Annotated in this window: 17 protein-coding genes; 5 read left to right on the plus strand and 12 right to left on the minus strand. The window is 54.3% G+C overall.

What is annotated here, in order from left to right; genetic code table 11:
• From RHM55_RS08940 to RHM55_RS09000, 12 genes are all read right to left on the minus strand, one after another.
• Entirely contained in the window at positions 1-852 is an 852-nt protein-coding gene (locus RHM55_RS08940; RefSeq protein WP_322181221.1) for a YgcG family protein, read from the minus strand.
• On the minus strand, positions 849-1,481 hold the full coding sequence (locus RHM55_RS08945; protein WP_322181223.1) for a LemA family protein: 633 nt from the start codon (positions 1,479-1,481) through the stop codon (positions 849-851). The genes RHM55_RS08940 and RHM55_RS08945 overlap by 4 nt, the downstream gene beginning before the upstream one ends.
• A 774-nt stretch (positions 1,482-2,255) precedes the next feature.
• On the minus strand, positions 2,256-4,652 hold the full coding sequence (locus RHM55_RS08950; protein ID WP_322181225.1) for a heavy metal translocating P-type ATPase: 2,397 nt from the start codon (positions 4,650-4,652) through the stop codon (positions 2,256-2,258).
• 22 nt (positions 4,653-4,674) lie between these two features.
• Positions 4,675-5,550, minus strand: coding sequence for a polyphosphate kinase 2 (gene ppk2 / locus RHM55_RS08955; protein ID WP_322181227.1), 876 nt, complete (start codon positions 5,548-5,550; stop codon positions 4,675-4,677).
• Between the two features lie 312 nt (positions 5,551-5,862).
• Positions 5,863-6,525: an isoprenylcysteine carboxylmethyltransferase family protein gene (locus RHM55_RS08960; RefSeq protein ID WP_322181229.1), complete on the minus strand. Its 663-nt coding sequence runs from the start codon at positions 6,523-6,525 to the stop codon at positions 5,863-5,865.
• A gap of 2 nt (positions 6,526-6,527) precedes the next feature.
• Positions 6,528-6,797, minus strand: coding sequence for a DUF2933 domain-containing protein (locus RHM55_RS08965; protein ID WP_322181231.1), 270 nt, complete (start codon positions 6,795-6,797; stop codon positions 6,528-6,530).
• 134 nt (positions 6,798-6,931) lie between these two features.
• Complete coding sequence (locus tag RHM55_RS08970; RefSeq protein ID WP_416152016.1) at positions 6,932-7,336, minus strand: DUF411 domain-containing protein; 405 nt, start codon at positions 7,334-7,336, stop codon at positions 6,932-6,934.
• Between the two features lie 151 nt (positions 7,337-7,487).
• Positions 7,488-8,426, minus strand: coding sequence for a copper resistance protein B (locus tag RHM55_RS08975; RefSeq protein ID WP_322181235.1), 939 nt, complete (start codon positions 8,424-8,426; stop codon positions 7,488-7,490).
• Between the two features lie 12 nt (positions 8,427-8,438).
• Positions 8,439-10,307: a copper resistance system multicopper oxidase gene (locus RHM55_RS08980; RefSeq protein WP_322181238.1), complete on the minus strand. Its 1,869-nt coding sequence runs from the start codon at positions 10,305-10,307 to the stop codon at positions 8,439-8,441.
• Between the two features lie 221 nt (positions 10,308-10,528).
• Positions 10,529-10,735 carry a co-regulatory protein PtrA N-terminal domain-containing protein gene (locus tag RHM55_RS08985; RefSeq protein WP_322181240.1) on the minus strand — a complete coding sequence of 69 codons (207 nt, stop codon included), beginning with the start codon at positions 10,733-10,735 and terminating at the stop codon, positions 10,529-10,531.
• Positions 10,736-11,341: 606 nt separating this feature from the next.
• Positions 11,342-13,615 (minus strand): heavy metal translocating P-type ATPase, encoded by a 2,274-nt coding sequence (locus tag RHM55_RS08995; protein WP_322181244.1) that lies wholly within the window; start codon positions 13,613-13,615, stop codon positions 11,342-11,344.
• 83 nt (positions 13,616-13,698) lie between these two features.
• Complete coding sequence (locus RHM55_RS09000; protein ID WP_322181247.1) at positions 13,699-13,962, minus strand: DUF2933 domain-containing protein; 264 nt, start codon at positions 13,960-13,962, stop codon at positions 13,699-13,701.
• Between the two features lie 356 nt (positions 13,963-14,318).
• Between RHM55_RS09000 and RHM55_RS09005 the strand changes: the two genes are divergently transcribed.
• The 5 genes from RHM55_RS09005 to copC all read left to right on the plus strand — a co-directional run bounded on the left by RHM55_RS09005 (position 14,319) and on the right by copC (position 19,470).
• Positions 14,319-15,008: a heavy metal response regulator transcription factor gene (locus RHM55_RS09005; RefSeq protein WP_322182820.1), complete on the plus strand. Its 690-nt coding sequence runs from the start codon at positions 14,319-14,321 to the stop codon at positions 15,006-15,008.
• Positions 15,005-16,393 carry a heavy metal sensor histidine kinase gene (locus RHM55_RS09010; RefSeq protein ID WP_322181249.1) on the plus strand — a complete coding sequence of 463 codons (1,389 nt, stop codon included), beginning with the start codon at positions 15,005-15,007 and terminating at the stop codon, positions 16,391-16,393. The genes RHM55_RS09005 and RHM55_RS09010 overlap by 4 nt, the downstream gene beginning before the upstream one ends.
• Before the next feature lie 313 nt (positions 16,394-16,706).
• On the plus strand, positions 16,707-17,117 hold the full coding sequence (locus tag RHM55_RS09015; protein ID WP_322181251.1) for a hypothetical protein: 411 nt from the start codon (positions 16,707-16,709) through the stop codon (positions 17,115-17,117).
• 11 nt (positions 17,118-17,128) lie between these two features.
• Complete coding sequence (locus tag RHM55_RS09020) at positions 17,129-18,613, plus strand: multicopper oxidase family protein (protein ID WP_322181253.1); 1,485 nt, start codon at positions 17,129-17,131, stop codon at positions 18,611-18,613.
• 473 nt (positions 18,614-19,086) lie between these two features.
• Positions 19,087-19,470, plus strand: a complete 384-nt coding sequence (copC, locus tag RHM55_RS09025; RefSeq protein WP_322181255.1) for a copper homeostasis periplasmic binding protein CopC — start codon at positions 19,087-19,089, stop codon at positions 19,468-19,470.
• Positions 19,471-19,473 lie beyond the last annotated feature (3 nt).

Here is a 19,473-nt window from a genome sequence, read left to right on the forward strand (position 1 = left end):
TCACCACCTCCCCGAGGCGCCGCCGCCGCCAAACCCGCCTCCGCCTCCGCCTCCGCCGAAGCCACCACCGCCTCGACCGAATCCTCCACGATGTCCTCCCATTCCATATCCGCCCATACCACCGCCTACCAACGTAAACAAAAGCGCCATCACGCCTGCGCCCAACGCGATGAACACTGCGCCGGCAACCAACCACGCGATAATAGCCACAACCCCGCCAGTGATGAGGGCGCCTGGAAATCTGCCCAGAACTGGGCGCAGCACTCTACCTATCACGAGCGCAAGAATAAAAACCAACGGACCATACTGCCGAATATCTGCACTACCGCCGATAGGTCGTCCTTTGGGTGCCGGCAACGGCTCGCCATCAACTACCTGGATCATCTGGTTGAGCCCAGCAGCAATGCCACCATAGAAGTCTCCTTGCTTGAAACGTGGCGTAATGATCTCGCTGATGATGCGCTTGCTGGTGGCGTCATTGAGTGCGCCCTCAAGTCCGTAGCCAACTTCGATGCGAAGCGTTCGGTCGGTCTTGGCGATGACCAGGATTGCGCCGTCATCCACATTTTTTCGACCTAACTTCCATTGCTCCGCAACACGCAAAGCATATTGTTCGATCGCTTCCGGCTGGGTGGTGGGGACAATGAGAAGTGCGAGCTGAGTGCCTTTTTTGGCTTCAAACGCCCGTAAAGTTTGCTCAAGACTTGCAGTCTGGTCTGCGGTGAGCGTAGCGGTCTGGTCAGTGACCCGGCCGGTCAGGGGAGGGACTGCGACCTGAGCACCCACGAGGAAAGACCAGCAAAGAATAACGACAAACAATGCCGTTGCGCTTGTCTTGCGCATCGTCGTCATTTAGCCGCTCCTTGAGGCCCACTTGAGGGAACAGTAGGCGCCGCTCCAAAATCTACGGCGGGTGGCTTAGCGATTTCTTTTTCATTTCCGACCGTAAAATTAGGCTTCTCTTTGTATCCGAATGCCATCGCCGTCAGGTTAGAAGGGAAAGAGCGTACCGTGACGTTGAATTCCTGCACTGACTTGATGTAACGGTTGCGCGCCACTGCGATGCGGTTTTCGGTGCCTTCCAGTTGCGCCTGCAAATCGCGAAAACCAGCGTCTGCTTTCAGTTGCGGGTAGTTTTCGCTCACTGCCAGCAACCGGGACAATGCTCCGGAAAGCTCGCCTTGCGCAGCCTGAAACTTGGCAAAGGCGGCCGGGTCATTGAGAACCTCTGGCGTCACTTGTATGGAACTCGCCTGAGCACGCGCTAGCGTCACTTGGGTCAATACCTCTTTTTCATGCGAGGCATAACCTTTGACGGTATTGACCAGATTCGGTACCAGATCCGCGCGGCGTTGGTATTGGTTCACCACCTCAGACCAACTCGCCTTGATTTGCTCGTCGTTGCTCTGGAACGTGTTGTAGCCGCAGCCATTCAGGTTTAACGCCACCAAAGCTGCCAAGATTACCCATAATTTGCGCATTTTATTTTTCCCGAAACAGGTTTTAAAACCGGACAACATTGTGACTGTTGCGTCTTTTCGGCAAAATTCTTGCCATGTCTTGGTTGCGATAACTAAGTGTTACTTATAAGAAGTCATCGCTACTGTGCAGTAATGCCTCACATCGCATTGCTGCCGATGAGACTCAGTTGGATCCATCACCGTATGCATTTTTTGTGCATCGTTTGCAGCGACGCTATTGTGGGTTCGCGAATTCACACCCATGCAGTTTAGGTTAGACATGTGCATCCCGCATCTCGTTCATGTGTTCGGCCATCAACGTATCACGCTCTTCAGTTATTTTTTCCGCTGAAACCTAGATGACGTCGGTCATACTGGCTGAGTCAGATGCAAGCTGATTGGGTACAGCAAGAGTAGCTATAAATCTTAGGGCAAATCTAAGCTTCGTGAACTCTCTCTTTTTTATTATTGCGGATAAATTTATAGTACAAAGAGGAAGATGAAGACAGATTGATCCAGGTCAAAATATCTAGATATGTACTTCCTCCGCTCGTCACTCGTAATCCGCACGTGCTGGGTGGATTAAAATGCTCAGGGCCGCGACAAATAACGAGTCTGGAGTCAGGCTGGTACTGCGATAGCTCTGCAACAAGCGAGATCCAAAAGTGTGTCATCCCGAGAAAAAATCAGTGTTAATTTTGGTTAAAATTGTATATCAGTGACGATTCTAATCAGTTTTTCTGCATCGTCTGGTGGACGCGGCGGTGAATTTTGCAGATGTTTTACAGATTATCATTACATAGGTGTGATTTGTGGCCTTACACGCTTGATACCGGCGAGTTTAGTCCGTTTGAGTAGCAACGCGTTGATCGCAACGACGGCCGAACTACCCGACATTGATAACGCAGCGATTTCTGGCGACAAAGTAAACGGGTAGAAGACGCCGGCTGCCAGCGGGAAGGCAATCAGATTGTAACCAACCGCCCACCATAGGTTCTGATGCATCTTGTGCAGGGTGGCGCGCGACAGTTCAATAGCACCGACGACATCGTACGGGTCGCTTTTCATCAAAATGACCTGCGCGCTTTCCATAGCCACGTCAGTGCCGGCACCGATCGCGAAACCTACGTCGGCCTGGGTCAGGGCCGGTGCGTCATTGATGCCGTCGCCTACCATGCCAACTTTGTGCCCCTGCTCTTGAAGCTCCTTAATCTTGGATGCTTTCTGGCCTGGAAGCACGTCGGCCAGCACTATATCAATACCGAGTTCCTTGCCGATGCGATCGGCCGTGGCTTGATTATCGCCAGTAATCATCGCCACCTTTACGCCGCGCTCCTGCAACTTGGCGATCGTCGCCATGGAGGTCGGCCGCACGGCATCGGCGATGGCGATTAGACCGATCAGCTTTCCTGCGCGAGCGACATACACCACGGTTCGGCCCCCACCCTGGAGTCGGATGGCTTCTGTGGCCAGCGCCTGCAAAGGGATGACTTCGGATTCCATGAGTTTGAGATTACCGAGCAGTACCTTCTCACCGTCGATCATCGCGTGAGCACCTTGACCATCGATGTTGGTAAATCCCGTTGCGACCTCGGCCGGTGAGGTCCCCAGTCTTTTGAGCACCGCCAACGCCAAGGGATGCTCCGAAAACTTCTCCACCCCCGCAGCGGCAGCCAGCAACTGAGCTTCGGTGACGCCTTGGGCAGTGACCATCTCTACCACGTCAGGCTGCCCTAGGGTGAGTGTGCCAGTCTTGTCGAAAACGATGATGGTTAGCTTGGTAGCGTTCTCAAGTGCAGCGGCATTTTTGAACAAAATACCGTTCATAGCGCCGAGCCCTGTACCGACCATTATGGCCATCGGGGTGGCTAGGCCCAGAGCGTCGGGGCAGGCAATAACGAACACCGTGATCGTTAGCGTCAAAGCGAACAGCAGTGGCTGGTCCAGGACCCAGAACCACACACCGAAAGTGAGCACGCCAATGGCAATGGCTGCCAGAACCAGCCACTGCGAGGCCTGATCAGCGAGTAGCTGCCCGGGCGCCTTGGAGTTTTGGGCTTCCTGGACGAGTTTAACAATCTGGGCCAACGCCGTATTGGCGCCAACCTTGGTGGCCTTGTAGCGGAAGCTACCGCTCTTATTGATCGTGGCGCCAATGACGGGATCACCAAGAGCCTTCTTCACGGGCATCGATTCGCCGGTCAGCATAGACTCATCAACCTCAGAGCTACCCTCGATGATTTCGCCATCAACCGGAATCTTGTCACCCGGCTTAATGATGACCGTCTCGCCTGTCAACACCTCCGAGGTGGCCACCTTGATCTCGACGCCAGCGCGTACCACCGTTGTCATCGGCGGGGCCAGATCCATAAGGGCGCGGATCGCATCTGAGGCTCCTGCGCGTGCACGCATCTCAAGCCAGTGACCCAATAGAATGAAGACCAGCAGCACGGCTGCCGCTTCGTAGAACACCTCACCTTCGTATAGGAAGGTGGCCCCCACACTGAATAAATACCCAGTGCCGACCGAGAGTAAAACCAGAGTCGCCATGTTGGCCACCCGGTTGCGCGCAGCACGCCAGGCGGCGATGAAGAAAGGCCAACCCGGATAGGCGATCGCGCCAGTGGCGGCGATGAACAAAAAAACCTTCCGATTAAGGTCGAACGGGGTTGCGAAATCGCCGAACATCTTGCCCATCGGCGAGTATAGGAAGACAGGAATCGCGAACAACAGAGCAACGAAGAAGCGATTACGCATATCGTTGGCCATGTCCTGCATCGACATGCCAGCTGCATGCCCCATATCGTGCGTCATGTCGCTCATCGGTTGCTCGGGCTTGACGCTGTGATCCGCACTTGGATCACTCCCCGGCTCCATTTCCTTCGGCGTATGTCCTTTGCTACCGCCATGTGTCATGTGACCTTTGTGCACGTCTGCGATCATCTTGTGATCTGTAGGTTCGCAGACGTGATCGGGAACGAGTTCACCACGGCAGTGGTAGCCGCAGTCAATGATGCGTTGTCGGATCTCTTGAGGCGACGCTTTCGCTTCATCAAAATGCACAGTGGCACTGCCGGCCACATAGTTCACGTCGACATGATGGACACCCGATAGCGTTGCGATCTGTCGGTGGACGCCGGCCGCGCTCAGGGTGGAGATTAACTCCCCCACTTCGAAGGTGCTGGTTTTCATGTTCGCTCCTGAGGCGCAGACATCAGTTCGCCAGTTGCCTAGCGTCGACACAATTGGGCGTGAACTCGAATACGATGTCTCGATCCGGCTCGACGAGTTTGTTCTTCTTGCCTGCGTAATGCAGTCGCGAGAGGACGTCGCGTATGAGATTTAGGCGCGCCAACCGCTTGTTGTCAGCCCGTACGATGCGCCACGGTGAGATAGCGGTATGCGTTCGCATCAGCATTTCATCGCGCGCGGCGGAGTACGCCTTCCACCGTTTGATGGCGACAGCATCAATCGGACTCGTTTTCCATTGCTTGAGCGGATTACGTTGCCGATCGTCTAGTCGGCGCCGCTGCTCGTCCTTGCTGATATCGAGGTAATACTTCAGCAGCTTGATACCCGAGTTAACGAGCACTTCCTCGAACTTCGGCACCGATTGCATGAACTCCTCATGCTCGTCCTTCGAGCAAAAGCCCATCACATGCTCGACGCCGGCACGGTTGTACCAACTTCGATTGAACAGAACTAGCTCCCCAGCCACGGGGAGATGGGCGACGAAACGCTGGAAGTACCATCCACTACGCTCGCGGTCAGAGGGTTTGTCGAGTGCCACGACGCGCGTTTCGCGCGGGCTTAGGTGCTCGACGATGCGCTTGATGCTGCCGTCCTTGCCGGCGGCGTCTCGCCCCTCCAGCAGCACGAGAATCCTATCGCCGCAGCCGATAAAGTGCCTCTGTAGCTTGACCAACTCAATCTGCAAAACACGAAGTTGAGCTGCATAGTCATTATGTGAGATCAACGCCTCGGTTTGCCCCCTACTGACGATGAGCTCAGCCGGCGTAATACCTGTGCCGCCTGCAACTGGCAGAGCGACGGCATCATTTCCCCTGGCATTTTTTTTCTTTTTGCTCATAGACGTACTCCATCGTCCAGCTCGGTCGTTCGATCCTTCAGGGTAAAACTGATCTTGACGCCCACCGATTCGAACGGGATCGGTGTCACGGATACAAAATTTTTAGGCGCTTACGCACTGCTTGCACACGCACGCGATACGGGCACCTCCCTCGACACTAGGCGCCTTTCTGTTGAGGTACTAGGCCCGTGCAATCAACAGATAGAGGCCTTGAGGCGATTACTTGTCTGCGTCACTGGACCCGCTAACACAACTCATGTGTTGATCCATAGACGACTGAATAAACGAAGTTAAAGGAGTGCCAGCGATCCTTCAGGAAACCTTGTTTCGGGGGGGCGATACCCGCTTGCGCAGCCACGGAAAGAAGCGTGGCGTCCTCGCCGCATAATCTTCGAATTCCGCACCGAACTGCTTACGCATCTCCGCCTCTTCTGTGATAGCCAGCCGCGCATACATCACTAGCAAAATAGGAAACATCAGCAAGGTCAGCAACGTCGGCCACTGGAGCAGAAAGCCCAGTAGAATAAGCACGAACGCAACGTACTGCGGATGGCGGATATGCGCATACGGGCCTGAAATGGCGAGACTTTTACGCCGCTGAGCGTGGTACAGGACATTCCACGCGCTGGACAGTAAATAGAAGCCGAATCCGAGGAACACATAGCTGGCAATGTGCAGCACACCGAAGTGCGGATCGCCCTTGTCACCGAGTAACGTCGACCATAGGTGGCCAGTGTTGTGGGAAAATAGGTCGAGGCTCGGAAACTTCGTCTGAAGCCAGCCCGACATCAGGTAGATGGTCAGCGGAAAACCATACATCTCGACGAACAGAGCTACTACGAAGGCTGCGAACGCCCCGAAAGTGCGCCAGTCGCGCGCGGTCTGAGGCTTGGAGAAACTGAACGCGAACATGATGAAGATGGCCGAATTGAGGACGACAAGCGTCCATAGTCCGTAGGCCGGCGTGTCGTGCATGACTAATCTCCACTCTTAGGCGGCTGCGATGGTCCTGATGGAGGCGAGCCCGACGGGCCTTCTTGATGGTGACCGTGTCCGCCGTGCATGAAGAAGTGCATCAGCGGGCACGCCAGCAGCAGCAGAAACGGCAGTGCGCCGAAGAAATGGGCACGGTGCTCGCTTAACAGGAAATACGCAGCAATGGCGCCAAAAACGATCAGACCGATCGAGTAGCGCGAACCCCAGAAGCCTGGTGGCTCGGAGTTGTGTTGAAGGTGCTCGTGATTCACTAGATTCTCCTTAAGTAGCGAAAGCAGATAAAGAACATCTCTACATTTGCTCGTATAGGCTAAGTCTTAAATGAACTTTTACGTTTCTAAGCATTGGACAATGCGTAGCACTGGAAATCGAACAAGTTCGAAGATTAGTTCACAGGATACTGCGCAATCACTTGATCAATCCCTGCCTTGGTCAGGCCGATAACCTGATAACCCGCCTGTTTCCCGCTGACCTCCATACCTGGAGAGCCGGCCGGCATGCCGGGTACAGCAATCCCGATAAGGTCGGAACGCTTGCTCAACGCGATTATTTGCTCTGCGGGTACATGGCCTTCAATGAATTTTCCATTGAATACTGCGGTATGGCATGACGATAAGCGTGGCACTACGCCCAGTTCCTGCTTGACCACGCTCATGTTTGCTTCCACGTGATCAATCACGGTGAAGCCGTTCATCTCAAGGTGCTGAATCCACTTTTTGCAGCACCCGCAGCTAGCGTCACGATGAACATCAATCGTCGGAGCCTCTGTTGCATAGGCAGTTGAACTCATGAACAGAGCCGTGAATGTTGCTACACGCAGTGCCCGACTGGAGAGAAAGACGTTATTTCGCATGAATATGCTCCTTGCCATCGGCAGGGGTGCGAGTTGCTGGTTAATCAGCTGCTCTGCACCCGGTTATGATTGTTTTCATATTACAAACTTAAAACCACATTCGAATACCGACTACAAATCGAGCCTCGTTTGTATCGTTCCCTTCATCTCTAACCAAATCGGCGGTCTTACCGTAGGAGCGATTCCAGGTAACCCCAATATAGGGGGCAAACTCGCGGACTATCTCGTAGCGCAGTCGAAAACCAGTTTCGGTGTCAGCCAAACCAGAACCTATGCCGCGCCCCGGATCGTTCTCCCCATAGAGGTTCATTTCGACTCTGGGCTGCAAGATCAGGCGATTGGTGAGCAGAATGTCGTACTCGCCTTCTAGCCGAGCGGCGGTCTGACCGTTCTCGCCAATGAAAGCGGTCACTTCAGACTCGAAGTTATACAGGGCCATACCCTGGATGCCGATGGCGCCCCATGTCTGTGGCGAGCCGGGCTTAAAGTCCTGACGCACACCAGTGACAACGTCCCACCAAGGGCTGATTGCGTGCCCCCACAGCGCCTGAATTTCGGCGTGCTCAGTCACCCCGTTAGTCCGCTCACCTTCCGATCGCAGCCACAAACGATCGACGTCACCCCCTATCCACCCCTTCGCGTCCCAATTCAGCGTGCTGCCGTTTTCAGCACCCTGATATTCGAATTGATCAAGGAGGAAGAAGGTGTTGAGTTGCATGTCATGAACACCGTGACCTGCAACGTCAGGAAACGCCGCCTGGCGATCTGCGTCGGTCAGTACCGGTATGGGCGTTCGACTGGTGCTGGTCGGTTGCGAATCCCTATTCATCACTTTGCTGTGATCCATCGTCTCCATCTGACCAGCGTCCATGGTGTCCATGGTATCCATCGAACCATGAGCCATCTTTGCGTGATCCATCTGGCTGCCTTTGGTGGGCATCGACGGATCCATTTCCTCGGCTGTGGCCGCCAGGTTAACAACAGCTGCACTGACTGAAACCGTCAGAGCCATCAAATACTTACTCATAACCAGCGTCCTTTACTCATCAACCCGTACTTCACGGACCATGCCCATTTCCATGTGAAATAGCAGGTGGCAGTGATAGGCCCAGCGTCCTAGCGCATCGGCTGTTACCCGATAGCTGCGTTTAGTCCCGGGTGGCATGTCGATGGTGTGTTTGCGCACCATGAAATTACCGCTCTCATCCTCAAGATCGCTCCACATGCCGTGAAGGTGGATGGGGTGAGTCATCATGGTGTCGTTCACTAATGTTATACGCACGCGTTCGCCATACTTGAGGCGTATTGGCTCAGCATCAGAAAACTTAATGCCGTTGAACGACCAGGCAAACTTCTCCATATGGCCTGTCAGATGCAGCTCAATGGTGCGATTGGGTGTACGGCCATCGGGGTCTGGAAAGGCGCTCTTCAAATCTGCGTAGGTGAGTGCGCGACGGCCGTTGTTCCTCAAGCCAATGCCAGGGTCGTTCAGCTTGGGCGTCGCAGTCATAGCCTGCATATCGACCAAGGGATTGTTCGTTTCGGAAGCGGGGTGAGACTGCATATCTCCCTCCATACCACTCATTCCGGCCATCCCTGACATATCGCCTTGTTTCATGCTGCTGCCGGCCATCCCGGCCATCCCGGCCATATCACCTTGTTTCATGCTGCTGCCGTCCATCCCAGCCATGCTGCCGTGATCCATCCCAGCCATCCCGGACATATCACCTTGTTTCATGCTGCCGCCGTCCATCCCGGCCATGCTGCCGTGATCCATCCCGGCCATACCGCCCATGCCCATGTCATCCATAGTGATGAGTGGACGTGGATCGGTCGCGGGTACCGGCGCGCTCATCCCTTCACGTATGGCCAAGGTTCCGCGTGCATATCCGGTTCGGTCCATGGACTGGGCGAAGATGGTGTAAGCCTCTTCACTCACAGGCTCCACAATCACGTCATAGGTTTCTGCCACTGCGATACGGAACTCATCGACGCTGACAGGGTTGATGTGCTGACCATCGGCGGCCACGACGATCATTTTCAAACCGGGGATGCGAACATCGAAGTAGCTCATGGATGAGCCGTTAATGAAGCGCAGACGGAGCTTTTCGCCGCGTTTGAAAATGCCAGTCCAGTTGCCGTTGGGCGCCTGACCATTCATGAGGTAGGTATAAGTATCCCCACTCACGTCCGCGAGATCAGTGGGGCTCATTTTCATCTCGGCCCACATCTTCCGATCGGCCACCGTCGCAGCCCAGCCTTTCTCGCTGACATCCTCGATGAAATTGCCAACGGTACGTTTATGATGGTTGTAGTAGTCTGACTGTTTCTTGAGCTTGGCCATGACACGGTCGGGATCTTCATCGGTCCAGTCAGTCAACATCACCACATAGTCGCGGTTGTATTGAAAAGGTTCGGGGGCTTTCGCGTCGATTACAATCGGCCCGTAAACGCCTGCTTGTTCTTGCAAACCCGAGTGACTGTGGTACCAATAAGTACCGTTCTGATTGACCTTGAATGTGTACTCGTACATGCCATCGGGCGCGATGCCATGAAAGCTCATGCCTGGCACGCCGTCCATATTCGCCGGCAGGATAATCCCGTGCCAGTGAATAGAAGTGTCTTGATCAAGGCGGTTTTTCACTCGTAGAGTGACCGTCTCACCTTCACGCCAGCGCAGCAATGGCCCCGGCAAAGAGCCATTAATCGTCATGGCTGTACGTGGCGAGCCGGTGATGTTCACCGGAGTTTCACCAATGAACAGATCAAACTCGTTGCCGGTCAGTACGCTCGGCATTCCGGGGCTGGTTACCGCCCATACCGGGGTGCGCCACAGACCAAGACCGCCGAGAATGCCACCAGCGGCCAAGCCTTTGACGAAGGTCCGCCTAGAGGTTTTGGAATGCATACCGTTTATGTCCAATCAGTCAAAAGGGAAACCGTGCGAAACAGCCACTGCGTTATGCTTTCAGGTTGACGGCGCCGTATCAGGCGTTCATTACACAGCCTGATGACCCTTGCCGTCGCCGCTAAAGACAAAACTCATACAGCAGACGAAGCAAAGAAGCTGCCACATTTGAACCACCTCTGTGATTACATTTCTGTCAGCTTGGGCGCGCATCAAACTGCTCAGCATTTAACGTGGTCGTCCTCTTTAGGATTGCTATCTGCTACCGGGGTTTGAGTGCCTTGCTTTTGAGCCACTTGGTAAGCTTCCATTGAGACCTGCCTGGCCGCTTCCATGCGGGCGAATGCGCGATCACCACCGCCTTCGGCCATCGCCACAGAAGAGAGTGTCAGAGCTGCAACGACCAGCAGGGTTTTTATGGATTTCATAGGGGGATCCTCGGATGAGATGCAGTGACCCCATTCAAATCAAGACGACGTGAAGGGGCGGAGTTCGAGACGCGACGTAATCTTAAAACTTGCCCCCTGTCAGAAACCTTAAGCGAACATTACAGTTGTGTCAGGTTGTCACTGCCCTCTTGAACAGCAGAGGACTTACTGCGTAAGGTCTCACTCACCCAAGCAATATCGCACCGCAATTAATCGCATTAAAATTTATATATGACAATTTTGTAAGCTTCCAGTCACTTCCAAAGAGGGCTAGTTATTTCAACTCCGACTGCCCTAAGCTTCAGCTCAGACGCTGCACTTGGAAGGAAAACCCAAAGCGTCAACAAGGGTGCGAACGCGCTCTGGGCTTCCGTTGCTTTCGACGTTGACCTTACCGGTAGTACGATCCACCGAAACCGTTGCCTCGTTATCCAGCCTGGTGCCTTTGCTGACGCAGCCTCCGCAACCAATTTCTGACACCTCTAAGATGAACATAGGTATTCCTCTCGTGTTGAGCGCCCTATTTAGCCGCAACTACAGCACCGACATTGACTTCATAGGAAGGTCAAGAGTTGTCTGTATCGTAACTTGAATAGGGCCCGGATCTCAGTCTATGCGGGTATTCTTCAGTCTTAGCGCATTGAACACGACGGATGCGGAGCTAACGCTCATGGCAATGGCTGCGATCATCGGCGATAAGAGATGCCCGGTCAGGGGATACAACAGGCCTGCCGCCAGAGGGATGCCCATCGAGTTGTAGACAAAGGCGAAGCCCAGGTTCTGTCGCATATTTTTTACCGTCGCGACAGAAAGCGCCCGCGCCCGGAGAATCCCCATCAAATCACCCTTTACGAGCGTGAGCTGTGCGCTGTTCATCGCAACGTCTGTGCCTGTCCCCATGGCGATGCCTACATCTGCTCGGGCCAGAGCAGGAGCATCATTAATGCCGTCGCCGGCCATGGCAACGCGCCGCCCCGATTTCTGGAGGTCTACAACCAGACGCTCCTTGTCCTGGGGTTTCACCTCACCATGCACCTCTTCAATACCCATTTCCTTGGCAACAGCACGTGCAGTAGTGAGGCCGTCTCCGGTGGCCATAATGATCTTTACATGGTCGGCTTTGAGTTTGGTGACAGCCTCCTTGGAGGTCGGCTTGATCGGGTCTGACACTGCCAGCAACCCCGCCAGTATTCCATCGACTGCCAGGTAGATGATGCTGATGCCCTCAAGACGCAATTGCTCAGCGCGTTTTTTTAGAGGGCTGATGTTCACACCAGCCTCTTCCATCAAGGCGGTATTACCTAGCTGGATTTTCTTGCCATCTACTAAGCCGCTGACCCCGATTCCAGAACCGGACTCGAACGACTCAGGTGTGGTCAGGACAAGGTTTTCAGACCGGGCATAATCAACAATGGCATGAGCCAGCGGATGCTCACTGCCTTGATCAAGGCTGGCGGCCAGTTGGAGTACATCATTGGAGGCGAACTTTTGCGTGGCCTCGACACTGTGAAATACCGGACGGCCCTCTGTCAGGGTGCCAGTCTTATCCACGATCAGCGTGTCGATCTTGCACAGGTTCTCGATAGCGCCAGCATCTCTGAACAGCACGCCCATACTGGCCGCTTTCCCGGTGGAAACCATGATTGACATCGGTGTCGCGAGCCCCAGCGCGCAGGGACAGGCAATGATCAGCACAGCGACCGCGTTGATCAGGCCAAAGACCCAGCTAGGTTCAGGACCAAACAGCCCCCACCCCAAAAAAGTCAGTATGGCAATCACGATGACGCCCATTACAAAGTAACCCGCGACGGCGTCAGCCATGCGCTGCATCGGCGCTTTAGAGCGTTGGGCCAGGGCAACCATTTGCACAATTTGCGACAGCATGGTTTCGGAACCAACTTTCTGCGCTTCCATGATCAGGCTGCCATGGGTATTGAGCGTGGCACCGATCAGGCTATCTCCGCTTCTTTTCATTACAGGTACGGGTTCGCCGGTCAGCATCGACTCATCCACTGCGCTTTCACCTTCCAGCACGGAACCGTCGACAGGAACCTTTTCTCCCGGTCTTACCCGCAGGTGATCACCTTTGTGTACATGGGTGAGCGGGATATCCTCCTCTTCGCCATTGGCATTGATCCTGCGTGCGGTTTTCGGAGACAGGCCAAGCAAAGATTTAATAGCCGAAGACGTTTGTGACCGAGCTTTGAGTTCAAGCATCTGCCCGAACAAGGTCAGCGAGATGATCACGGCTGCGGCTTCAAAATAGACGCCAATGCGGCCATCCTGCAAGAAGGTAACGGGAAAACTCTGGGGAAACAGTGTGGCTGCGACACTGTAAAGATAGGCTGCCGCCGTGCCCAGGCCAATCAAAGTCCACATATTGGGGCTGCGATGACGAACCGAATCAATGCCCCTCACAAAAAACGGCCAACCTGCCCATAAGATGACGGGGGTTGCAAGACTAAGCTCGATCCAGTTCTGGGCAGCCCCGTGGAAGAATTGCAACGAGTGTCCCGCCATGGCGAGTACGGTCACGATCACAGTTAATGGCAACGACCACCAAAAGCGACGGGTGAAATCCTTGAACTCAGGATTTTCATCCTCTTCTAGCGCGGGCATGACGGGTTCCAATGTCATGCCGCATTTAGGGCAGGTGCCGGGGCCCGGCTGACGTATCTCCGGATGCATAGGGCAGGTGAACTCGGTAACTTCCTGTGTTTCAGCTGCTGGAACGGTGTGGCTAGAGTGATCGGTATCCGACAGGGCAGCGGCATAGCGCGGGGGTTCTGCTCTAAACTTCTCCTGGCACTTCAGGCTGCAAAACTGATAGGTCTGCCCCTGATAAGTCTCGCTGAACTTGATCGGCGGGGTAACAGCCATGCCACACACCGGATCGCGTAGACCTTCATCCAGGACCTTCGCAGGATGGGTTTGGTCTTGGTGACTTATGGCACTAGGCATGGCTATTTTCCTTTCTCATCCTTGTTGGTTTCTGACGGATCGACATGTTGACCGCGCCCCCCGTGTCCGTGTCCGAAAATATGCATCAGCGGGCAGGCGAACAGGATCAGATAGGGCAGGTAAGTCAGATAAGGTGAAAGATGACTGAAGTGTTCCCTAACCAGATAGAAGGCGCCAATCGCAACCAGCATGGTGAGTACGACACCTGTTTTGCTCCTCCAGAAGGGTAGCGAGGCATTTTCAACCGAATGCTGATGAGGGCTCATGATTTATCTCCCATTGTTTTGGCAAAAGTTGCCATAAGTCTGATACTTGAGAGTAGCCCACGCTCACTTTAAAACGGTGATCTCGATCAAGTCATGCGTACTCACTTCAGCGGAGCAACCATTAAGTCCAATGATGGCTCGGTAGGGCCGATGCTTACATGAAGGTCTCGATGGACTCTTTTGTAACACTTGTCTGATCAAATTACTATTTGGTGACGAACGTGTCGGGTGAAAACAGGTAAGTATTCATGCGGGTTAACATTTACCTGACGCCAAGATTACATTTATGTCAGTTTCAGATCAGAGAGACTTATTTGCTGCACACTCAGCCTAATGGTCACATTGAGATTCACCCCATGAAACTTTTGGTTGCTGAAGACGAACCGACATTAGGTATCTATTTACAGCAGGGCCTGACCGAGACCGGGTTCACTGTTGATCGATTCACCGACGGCAGTGAGGCCCTTCAACACGCCTTAAGCGAGGCATACGACCTGCTGATTCTGGACGTGATGATGCCAGGCATGGATGGGTGGGAACTCCTTCAAAAGGTGCGTAGGTCGGGTAAAGAGGTGCCGGTGCTTTTCCTGACGGCGCGAGACAGCATTGAAGATAGGGTCAAGGGCCTAGAGCTGGGGGCAGACGATTATCTGATCAAACCTTTCGCTTTTTCTGAATTGCTGGCTCGCGTCAGAACCTTGCTGCGTCGCGGTAATAGCGCTCCCGCGCAAACCCATATGAAAGTGGCCGATCTTGAGGTCGACCTACTCAAACGCAGGGCAATTCGGGGAGGAAAACGCATAGACCTGACGGCTAAAGAGTTCGCGCTGCTGGAGCTACTGCTGCGGCGCAGAGGCGAAGTGCTATCAAAGTCACTCATTGCCTCTCAAGTCTGGGACATGAACTTCGACAGCGATACTAACGTGATAGAAGTGGCGGTAAGAAGGCTCAGGGCGAAGATTGATGACGACTTCGAGGTCAAACTGATCCAGACCGTTCGAGGCATGGGTTACATGCTGGACTCACCAGACTCGGATCAGGAATGAACCGCCTATCCCTTACAACACGCCTGAGCTTGATGTTCATGCTTTCGGTGACCGTCGTGCTTACCGTTGCCGGCGTTAGTTTTAATCACCTCAGCCAGCGTCATTTCAAGATGCTGGATCAGCAAACCCTGAACGAAAAACTCAGCTCAACCCAAAGGATCTTGGGAGAGCTGCACAGCGTCGATCAATTCAGTGAGTTAAAACCACAGCTAGAGGCTTTGCTGGGGGCACACCGTGATTTGACCGCTATCATTCTGAATAGCGATGGAAAGCTGTTTTTCGCTAGCCCAAGGCCGGTCAGGGTGCCAGAGCAGCTCCGCACGCTCGAAAGCAACGCGATGTTGGAGTGGCAGGACCATGAGCAGATTTACCGAGGCGTCATGGCCCCGGCAATTGTTCCCGGGCAGGATAAGCCGCTGACCGTGATCTTGATCTTTGATGTGACGCAGCATATGTATTTCTTCGAGACCCTTCAGCGATGGTTTTGGATAGGGTTGGTGATCAGCGCGCTAGTCAGTGCCGGGCTGGGGTGGATGGTTGCACGCAGCGGTATGCGCCCTATTCGGCAGGTGACGATGGTCGCGGCCTCGATGTCTGCCGGCTCACTGAAAGAACGCATCCCGTTGGCGCCCGTGCCAAAAGAACTCCAGCAGATGGTGTCATCGTTCAACGCAATGTTGTCCCGTCTGGACGATGCATTTGTCCGGCTTTCGAATTTTTCCGCAGACATTGCTCATGAGCTGCGAACGCCTGTCAGTAACCTGATGACCCACACTGAGGTAGTGCTCTCACGAAAAAGGAACATTGAGGACTACGAAGACAATCTGTTCTCAAATCTTGAGGATTTGAAGCGCATGTCTCGCATGATCGATGACATGCTTTTCCTGGCCAAGTCCGACAATAAGTTGATCAAACCAGAGAACAGCCAGATAGAGCTGCGGGAGGTGGTGGGGAAACTGCTCGAATACTACCGCCTGCTGGCTGACGAGCGAGGCATTGAGCTTTGCGTTTCAGGTGTCGGAAGTGTCAGCGGTGACGTATTGATGCTGCGCAGAGCCATCTCGAACTTACTTTCGAATGCGCTACGGTACACGCCAGAGGGGAAAACCATCCGTGTGGATATCCGTCAGACAAATACGTCGACGGTGGTGACGGTGCAAAACCCTGGGAAGACCATTGCGCCCGAACACCTTGAGAAACTTTTTGATCGCTTTTACCGCGCAGACCCTGCGAGGCGCGAAGGGAGCCCTAGCAACGCAGGACTGGGGCTGTCGATTACCCGGTCGATCATTGAAGCTCATGAGGGCAGAATCTGGTGCACTTCATCCAATGGAACAACTGACTTTCATATTGAACTCCCTAGTGCCAGCATGAAACGCGCCTAAGCTTGGAAACGTTCCTCGAATCAACGCCGAGTCCAAGAGCCCACTCTTGCAATACCAATAGTAGTAACGGGAGTGCGGTTATGTTTGACCTATGTCAACAACCCCCATTAGGCGAGCGCTACTATTACACATGGCAGGGTGGTCAATTAACCGGAGTATGTTCCGTGGGTAGTGACCTCCTCTCTTGCAGATGCCGTTGCGGTTTACCGTTGGTAGTTGGTTGCCAGACGCCCTGTTTGCATACTGCTCGACTACATACTGATTCGGCGCGGTTCAACCGTGCGAGCTTTTCCCCTTCGTCTGGAGATTTGTCATGCAAGCACCACTGAAGTTGGTTTTAGCCGCTCTACTCACGAGCACTGCCTTATTCGCCAATGCCACGGAAGCTCATCATCCGGATGACGCCACGCCACCCGCCGCCGAGACAAGCACTCAGGCCCAGCCTGCCAGCAATCAAGCCATGACTGAGCAAATGCAAAAGATGCAAGCCGCCCGCGACAAGGTCTCCGCCGCCAAGACGCCAACCGAACGCCGGGCCGCTATGCAGGAGAGCATGCAGACTATGAAGGGCTCCATGGAGATGATGCGTGACATGCACGCAGGCAAGGGCTGTAAAGAAATGGGCATGTCTGGCTCAGAAAATGGCGGCACGGGAATGATGGACATGATGATGAAGATGATGGATCAGCAGTCGAGCATGATGAACATGCAGATGTCCAAATGAAGGTGCACTTGATGCAACGGCGCACCTTCCTTGGAGGGTTGGCGTTGACAGGGCTGGCTGGCCCTTGGTTACAAGCGTGGTCGGCAGACACCATGACCTCCTCATCGACACCTCCTGGATTGCCTTTGCTGGCATCAGATATGCTACCGGCTGGCGGCTCACTGCGCGAAATCCCCAAACTGGCCAACGCCAGCAGCGTGCCAGGCCACTTTCAGGCGACCCTGACCGCTGCGCCACTAGCGGTTCCCTTTATCCCTGGACAAGCCGCAACCGAATTCTGGGCATATAATGGTGGCCTGCCTGGCCCCCTGATCGAGCTGTTTGAGGGCGACACGGTCGCAATCACCTTCGTCAACAATCTCAAACAGCCGTCTACTATCCACTGGCACGGCTTGCCGATACCGCCAGAGCAAGACGGCAATCCGCATGACCCGGTACCACCAGGCGGACGCCGTACTTACAGTTTCAATTTGCCCGAGGGCAGCGCCGGCACCTACTGGTATCACCCGCATCCTCACCAAAACACAGCGGAACAAGCGTTCCGAGGCTTGGCAGGCCCACTGGTGGTAAGGTCGCGGCATGACCCCTTGGCCGGGTTGCCAGAGCGATTGCTGGTGGTCTCCGATCTCAAACTAGACCGTTACGCTGCCATCGCCCCGAACGAAGCCAACGACTGGATGAACGGTCGCGAAGGTCAGTTCGCCTTGGTCAATGCCCAGCACCAACCCGTCTTGCCATTCGCCTCTGGAGGTCGTGAGCGCTGGCGCATTTGGAACGCCTGTAGTGCCCGCTACCTGCAACTCGCTCTGCCCGGTAGCACGCTGACTCTGGTCGGCACCGACGGTGGTCTGCTGGAAGAGCCACAGTCTGGGTTGACCGAATACCTGTTGGCACCGGGTCAGCGGATCGAACTGATAATCGACGCAGGCCGCCGTCGCGACCGCGTGGAATTGAGCGCCAATATCTACGCGCGCGGCAAAATGGGCGATGTGACGCCTGATCACATCATGCCTCTGCTGACGGTTGATTTTACGACGGTCACAGCCACAGAGCAGGCAGCCCTGCCGCTTAAGCTCGGCTCAGTGCCCGACCTTGGTGCGGCCGCAGTACGCAAACAGGTGGTGTTCAGCGAAAAAATGAGCATGGCCAATGGTCGCCATGGCGTGCAGTTTCTGGTCAACGACCAGGAATACGACATGCAACGTATCGATCTGGTGAGCCGAGTCAACGAGGTCGAGCTATGGGAAATCGTCAATCATTCTGACATGGACCATCCCTTTCACCTGCACGGCACTCAGTTCCAAGTGGTTGAGCGGGAGTTTGACGGCGTAGTCACACCGGTATCTTTCCGTGCCTGGCAAGACACGGTCAATCTGCGCTCAAGTGAAATCGTACGCATTAAAACGGTACAGCGTTGGCCCGGCCTGCGCATGTTTCACTGCCACATCCTCGAACACGAAGCGATGGGCATGATGGGGCAGCTCAAGGTGGTTTGATCAAGAGCGACAATATCGCCCTAGGCCGCATGCTCTCCTGACTCGAACAAACTGAAAAATTGCTCGGGCCGGGAGAGGGCGCGACGTTCCTCGTCGGTTAGCGCGTTCCCCCATCAAATTGAGGAGCCGACGGGGCCTGACTGTAGGTTAGGTAGCGTTTACACATGGGAAACACACTCTCTGATCCAACGGGTAAGCGATCGCGCGAGTGAAAGTGACTAAAGCCATCCTCAGTGCTGAACCCAAGAGCAGGCACAAAGCTTACTGAATTGTAATCGACCGGCCCGCTGTCATGTGGCATCGTGTCCCAGCTCTAGCACACGAGAATATTTAATCTATTGCCTGAGTCAGTCCTTACATAACGCAGCAGACGCTGGGTATTCGCATGCCGTTTTAACCGGAATCGATAAGTAGAAAGCTAGATCGCCCCCACCAAACTTCGAACCGACAGCTTATGCTGTGAGGAGTCTTGCATGTCATTTTTTAAAACTACAACTTTAGCGGCTGCACTTACTGCCGGATTGCTCTTGAGCGCTGTAGCCCAATCGCATCCAAAGTTAACCTCCTCAAACCCTGCGGACGGCTCGGCCTCCGTAGCTCCTTCCAAGATCGAGCTGCACTTCTCGGAAAACCTCACTACTCAGTTTTCGGGAGCGAAACTGATAATGACAGACATGCCGGGCATGCCTAATTCACCCATGGGTGTGAAGGCGAGTATTTCAGGCAGCGATGATCCGAAAACGATGGTCATCACACCCGCCTCTCCGCTCACCACGGGTTCTTATAAAGTCGAGTGGCGAGCGGTCTCTTCAGACACTCACCCCATGACAGGCAATTTTTCTTTCAAAGTGAAATGATCC

Origin of the sequence: Pseudomonas sp. MH9.2 (genome assembly GCF_034353875.1) — a bacterium.
Lineage (GTDB): Bacteria > Pseudomonadota > Gammaproteobacteria > Pseudomonadales > Pseudomonadaceae > Aquipseudomonas.

Excerpts from the sequence above, each read along its gene's own strand:
- RHM55_RS08940 (WP_322181221.1), bottom strand. The coding sequence starts at position 852 with ATGACGACGATGCGCAAGACAAGCGCAACGGCATTGTTTGTCGTTATT.
- RHM55_RS08945 (WP_322181223.1), bottom strand. The coding sequence starts at position 1,481 with ATGCGCAAATTATGGGTAATCTTGGCAGCTTTGGTGGCGTTAAACCTG.
- RHM55_RS08950 (WP_322181225.1), bottom strand. The coding sequence starts at position 4,652 with ATGAAAACCAGCACCTTCGAAGTGGGGGAGTTAATCTCCACCCTGAGC.
- ppk2 (WP_322181227.1), bottom strand. The coding sequence starts at position 5,550 with ATGAGCAAAAAGAAAAAAAATGCCAGGGGAAATGATGCCGTCGCTCTG.
- RHM55_RS08960 (WP_322181229.1), bottom strand. The coding sequence starts at position 6,525 with ATGCACGACACGCCGGCCTACGGACTATGGACGCTTGTCGTCCTCAAT.
- RHM55_RS08970 (WP_416152016.1), bottom strand. The coding sequence starts at position 7,336 with ATGAGTTCAACTGCCTATGCAACAGAGGCTCCGACGATTGATGTTCAT.
- RHM55_RS08975 (WP_322181235.1), bottom strand. The coding sequence starts at position 8,426 with ATGAGTAAGTATTTGATGGCTCTGACGGTTTCAGTCAGTGCAGCTGTT.
- RHM55_RS08980 (WP_322181238.1), bottom strand. The coding sequence starts at position 10,307 with ATGCATTCCAAAACCTCTAGGCGGACCTTCGTCAAAGGCTTGGCCGCT.
- RHM55_RS08985 (WP_322181240.1), bottom strand. The coding sequence starts at position 10,735 with ATGAAATCCATAAAAACCCTGCTGGTCGTTGCAGCTCTGACACTCTCT.
- RHM55_RS08995 (WP_322181244.1), bottom strand. The coding sequence starts at position 13,615 with ATGGCTGTTACCCCGCCGATCAAGTTCAGCGAGACTTATCAGGGGCAG.
- RHM55_RS09000 (WP_322181247.1), bottom strand. The coding sequence starts at position 13,962 with ATGAGCCCTCATCAGCATTCGGTTGAAAATGCCTCGCTACCCTTCTGG.
- RHM55_RS09005 (WP_322182820.1), top strand. The coding sequence starts at position 14,319 with ATGAAACTTTTGGTTGCTGAAGACGAACCGACATTAGGTATCTATTTA.
- RHM55_RS09010 (WP_322181249.1), top strand. The coding sequence starts at position 15,005 with ATGAACCGCCTATCCCTTACAACACGCCTGAGCTTGATGTTCATGCTT.
- RHM55_RS09015 (WP_322181251.1), top strand. The coding sequence starts at position 16,707 with ATGCAAGCACCACTGAAGTTGGTTTTAGCCGCTCTACTCACGAGCACT.
- RHM55_RS09020 (WP_322181253.1), top strand. The coding sequence starts at position 17,129 with ATGCAACGGCGCACCTTCCTTGGAGGGTTGGCGTTGACAGGGCTGGCT.
- copC (WP_322181255.1), top strand. The coding sequence starts at position 19,087 with ATGTCATTTTTTAAAACTACAACTTTAGCGGCTGCACTTACTGCCGGA.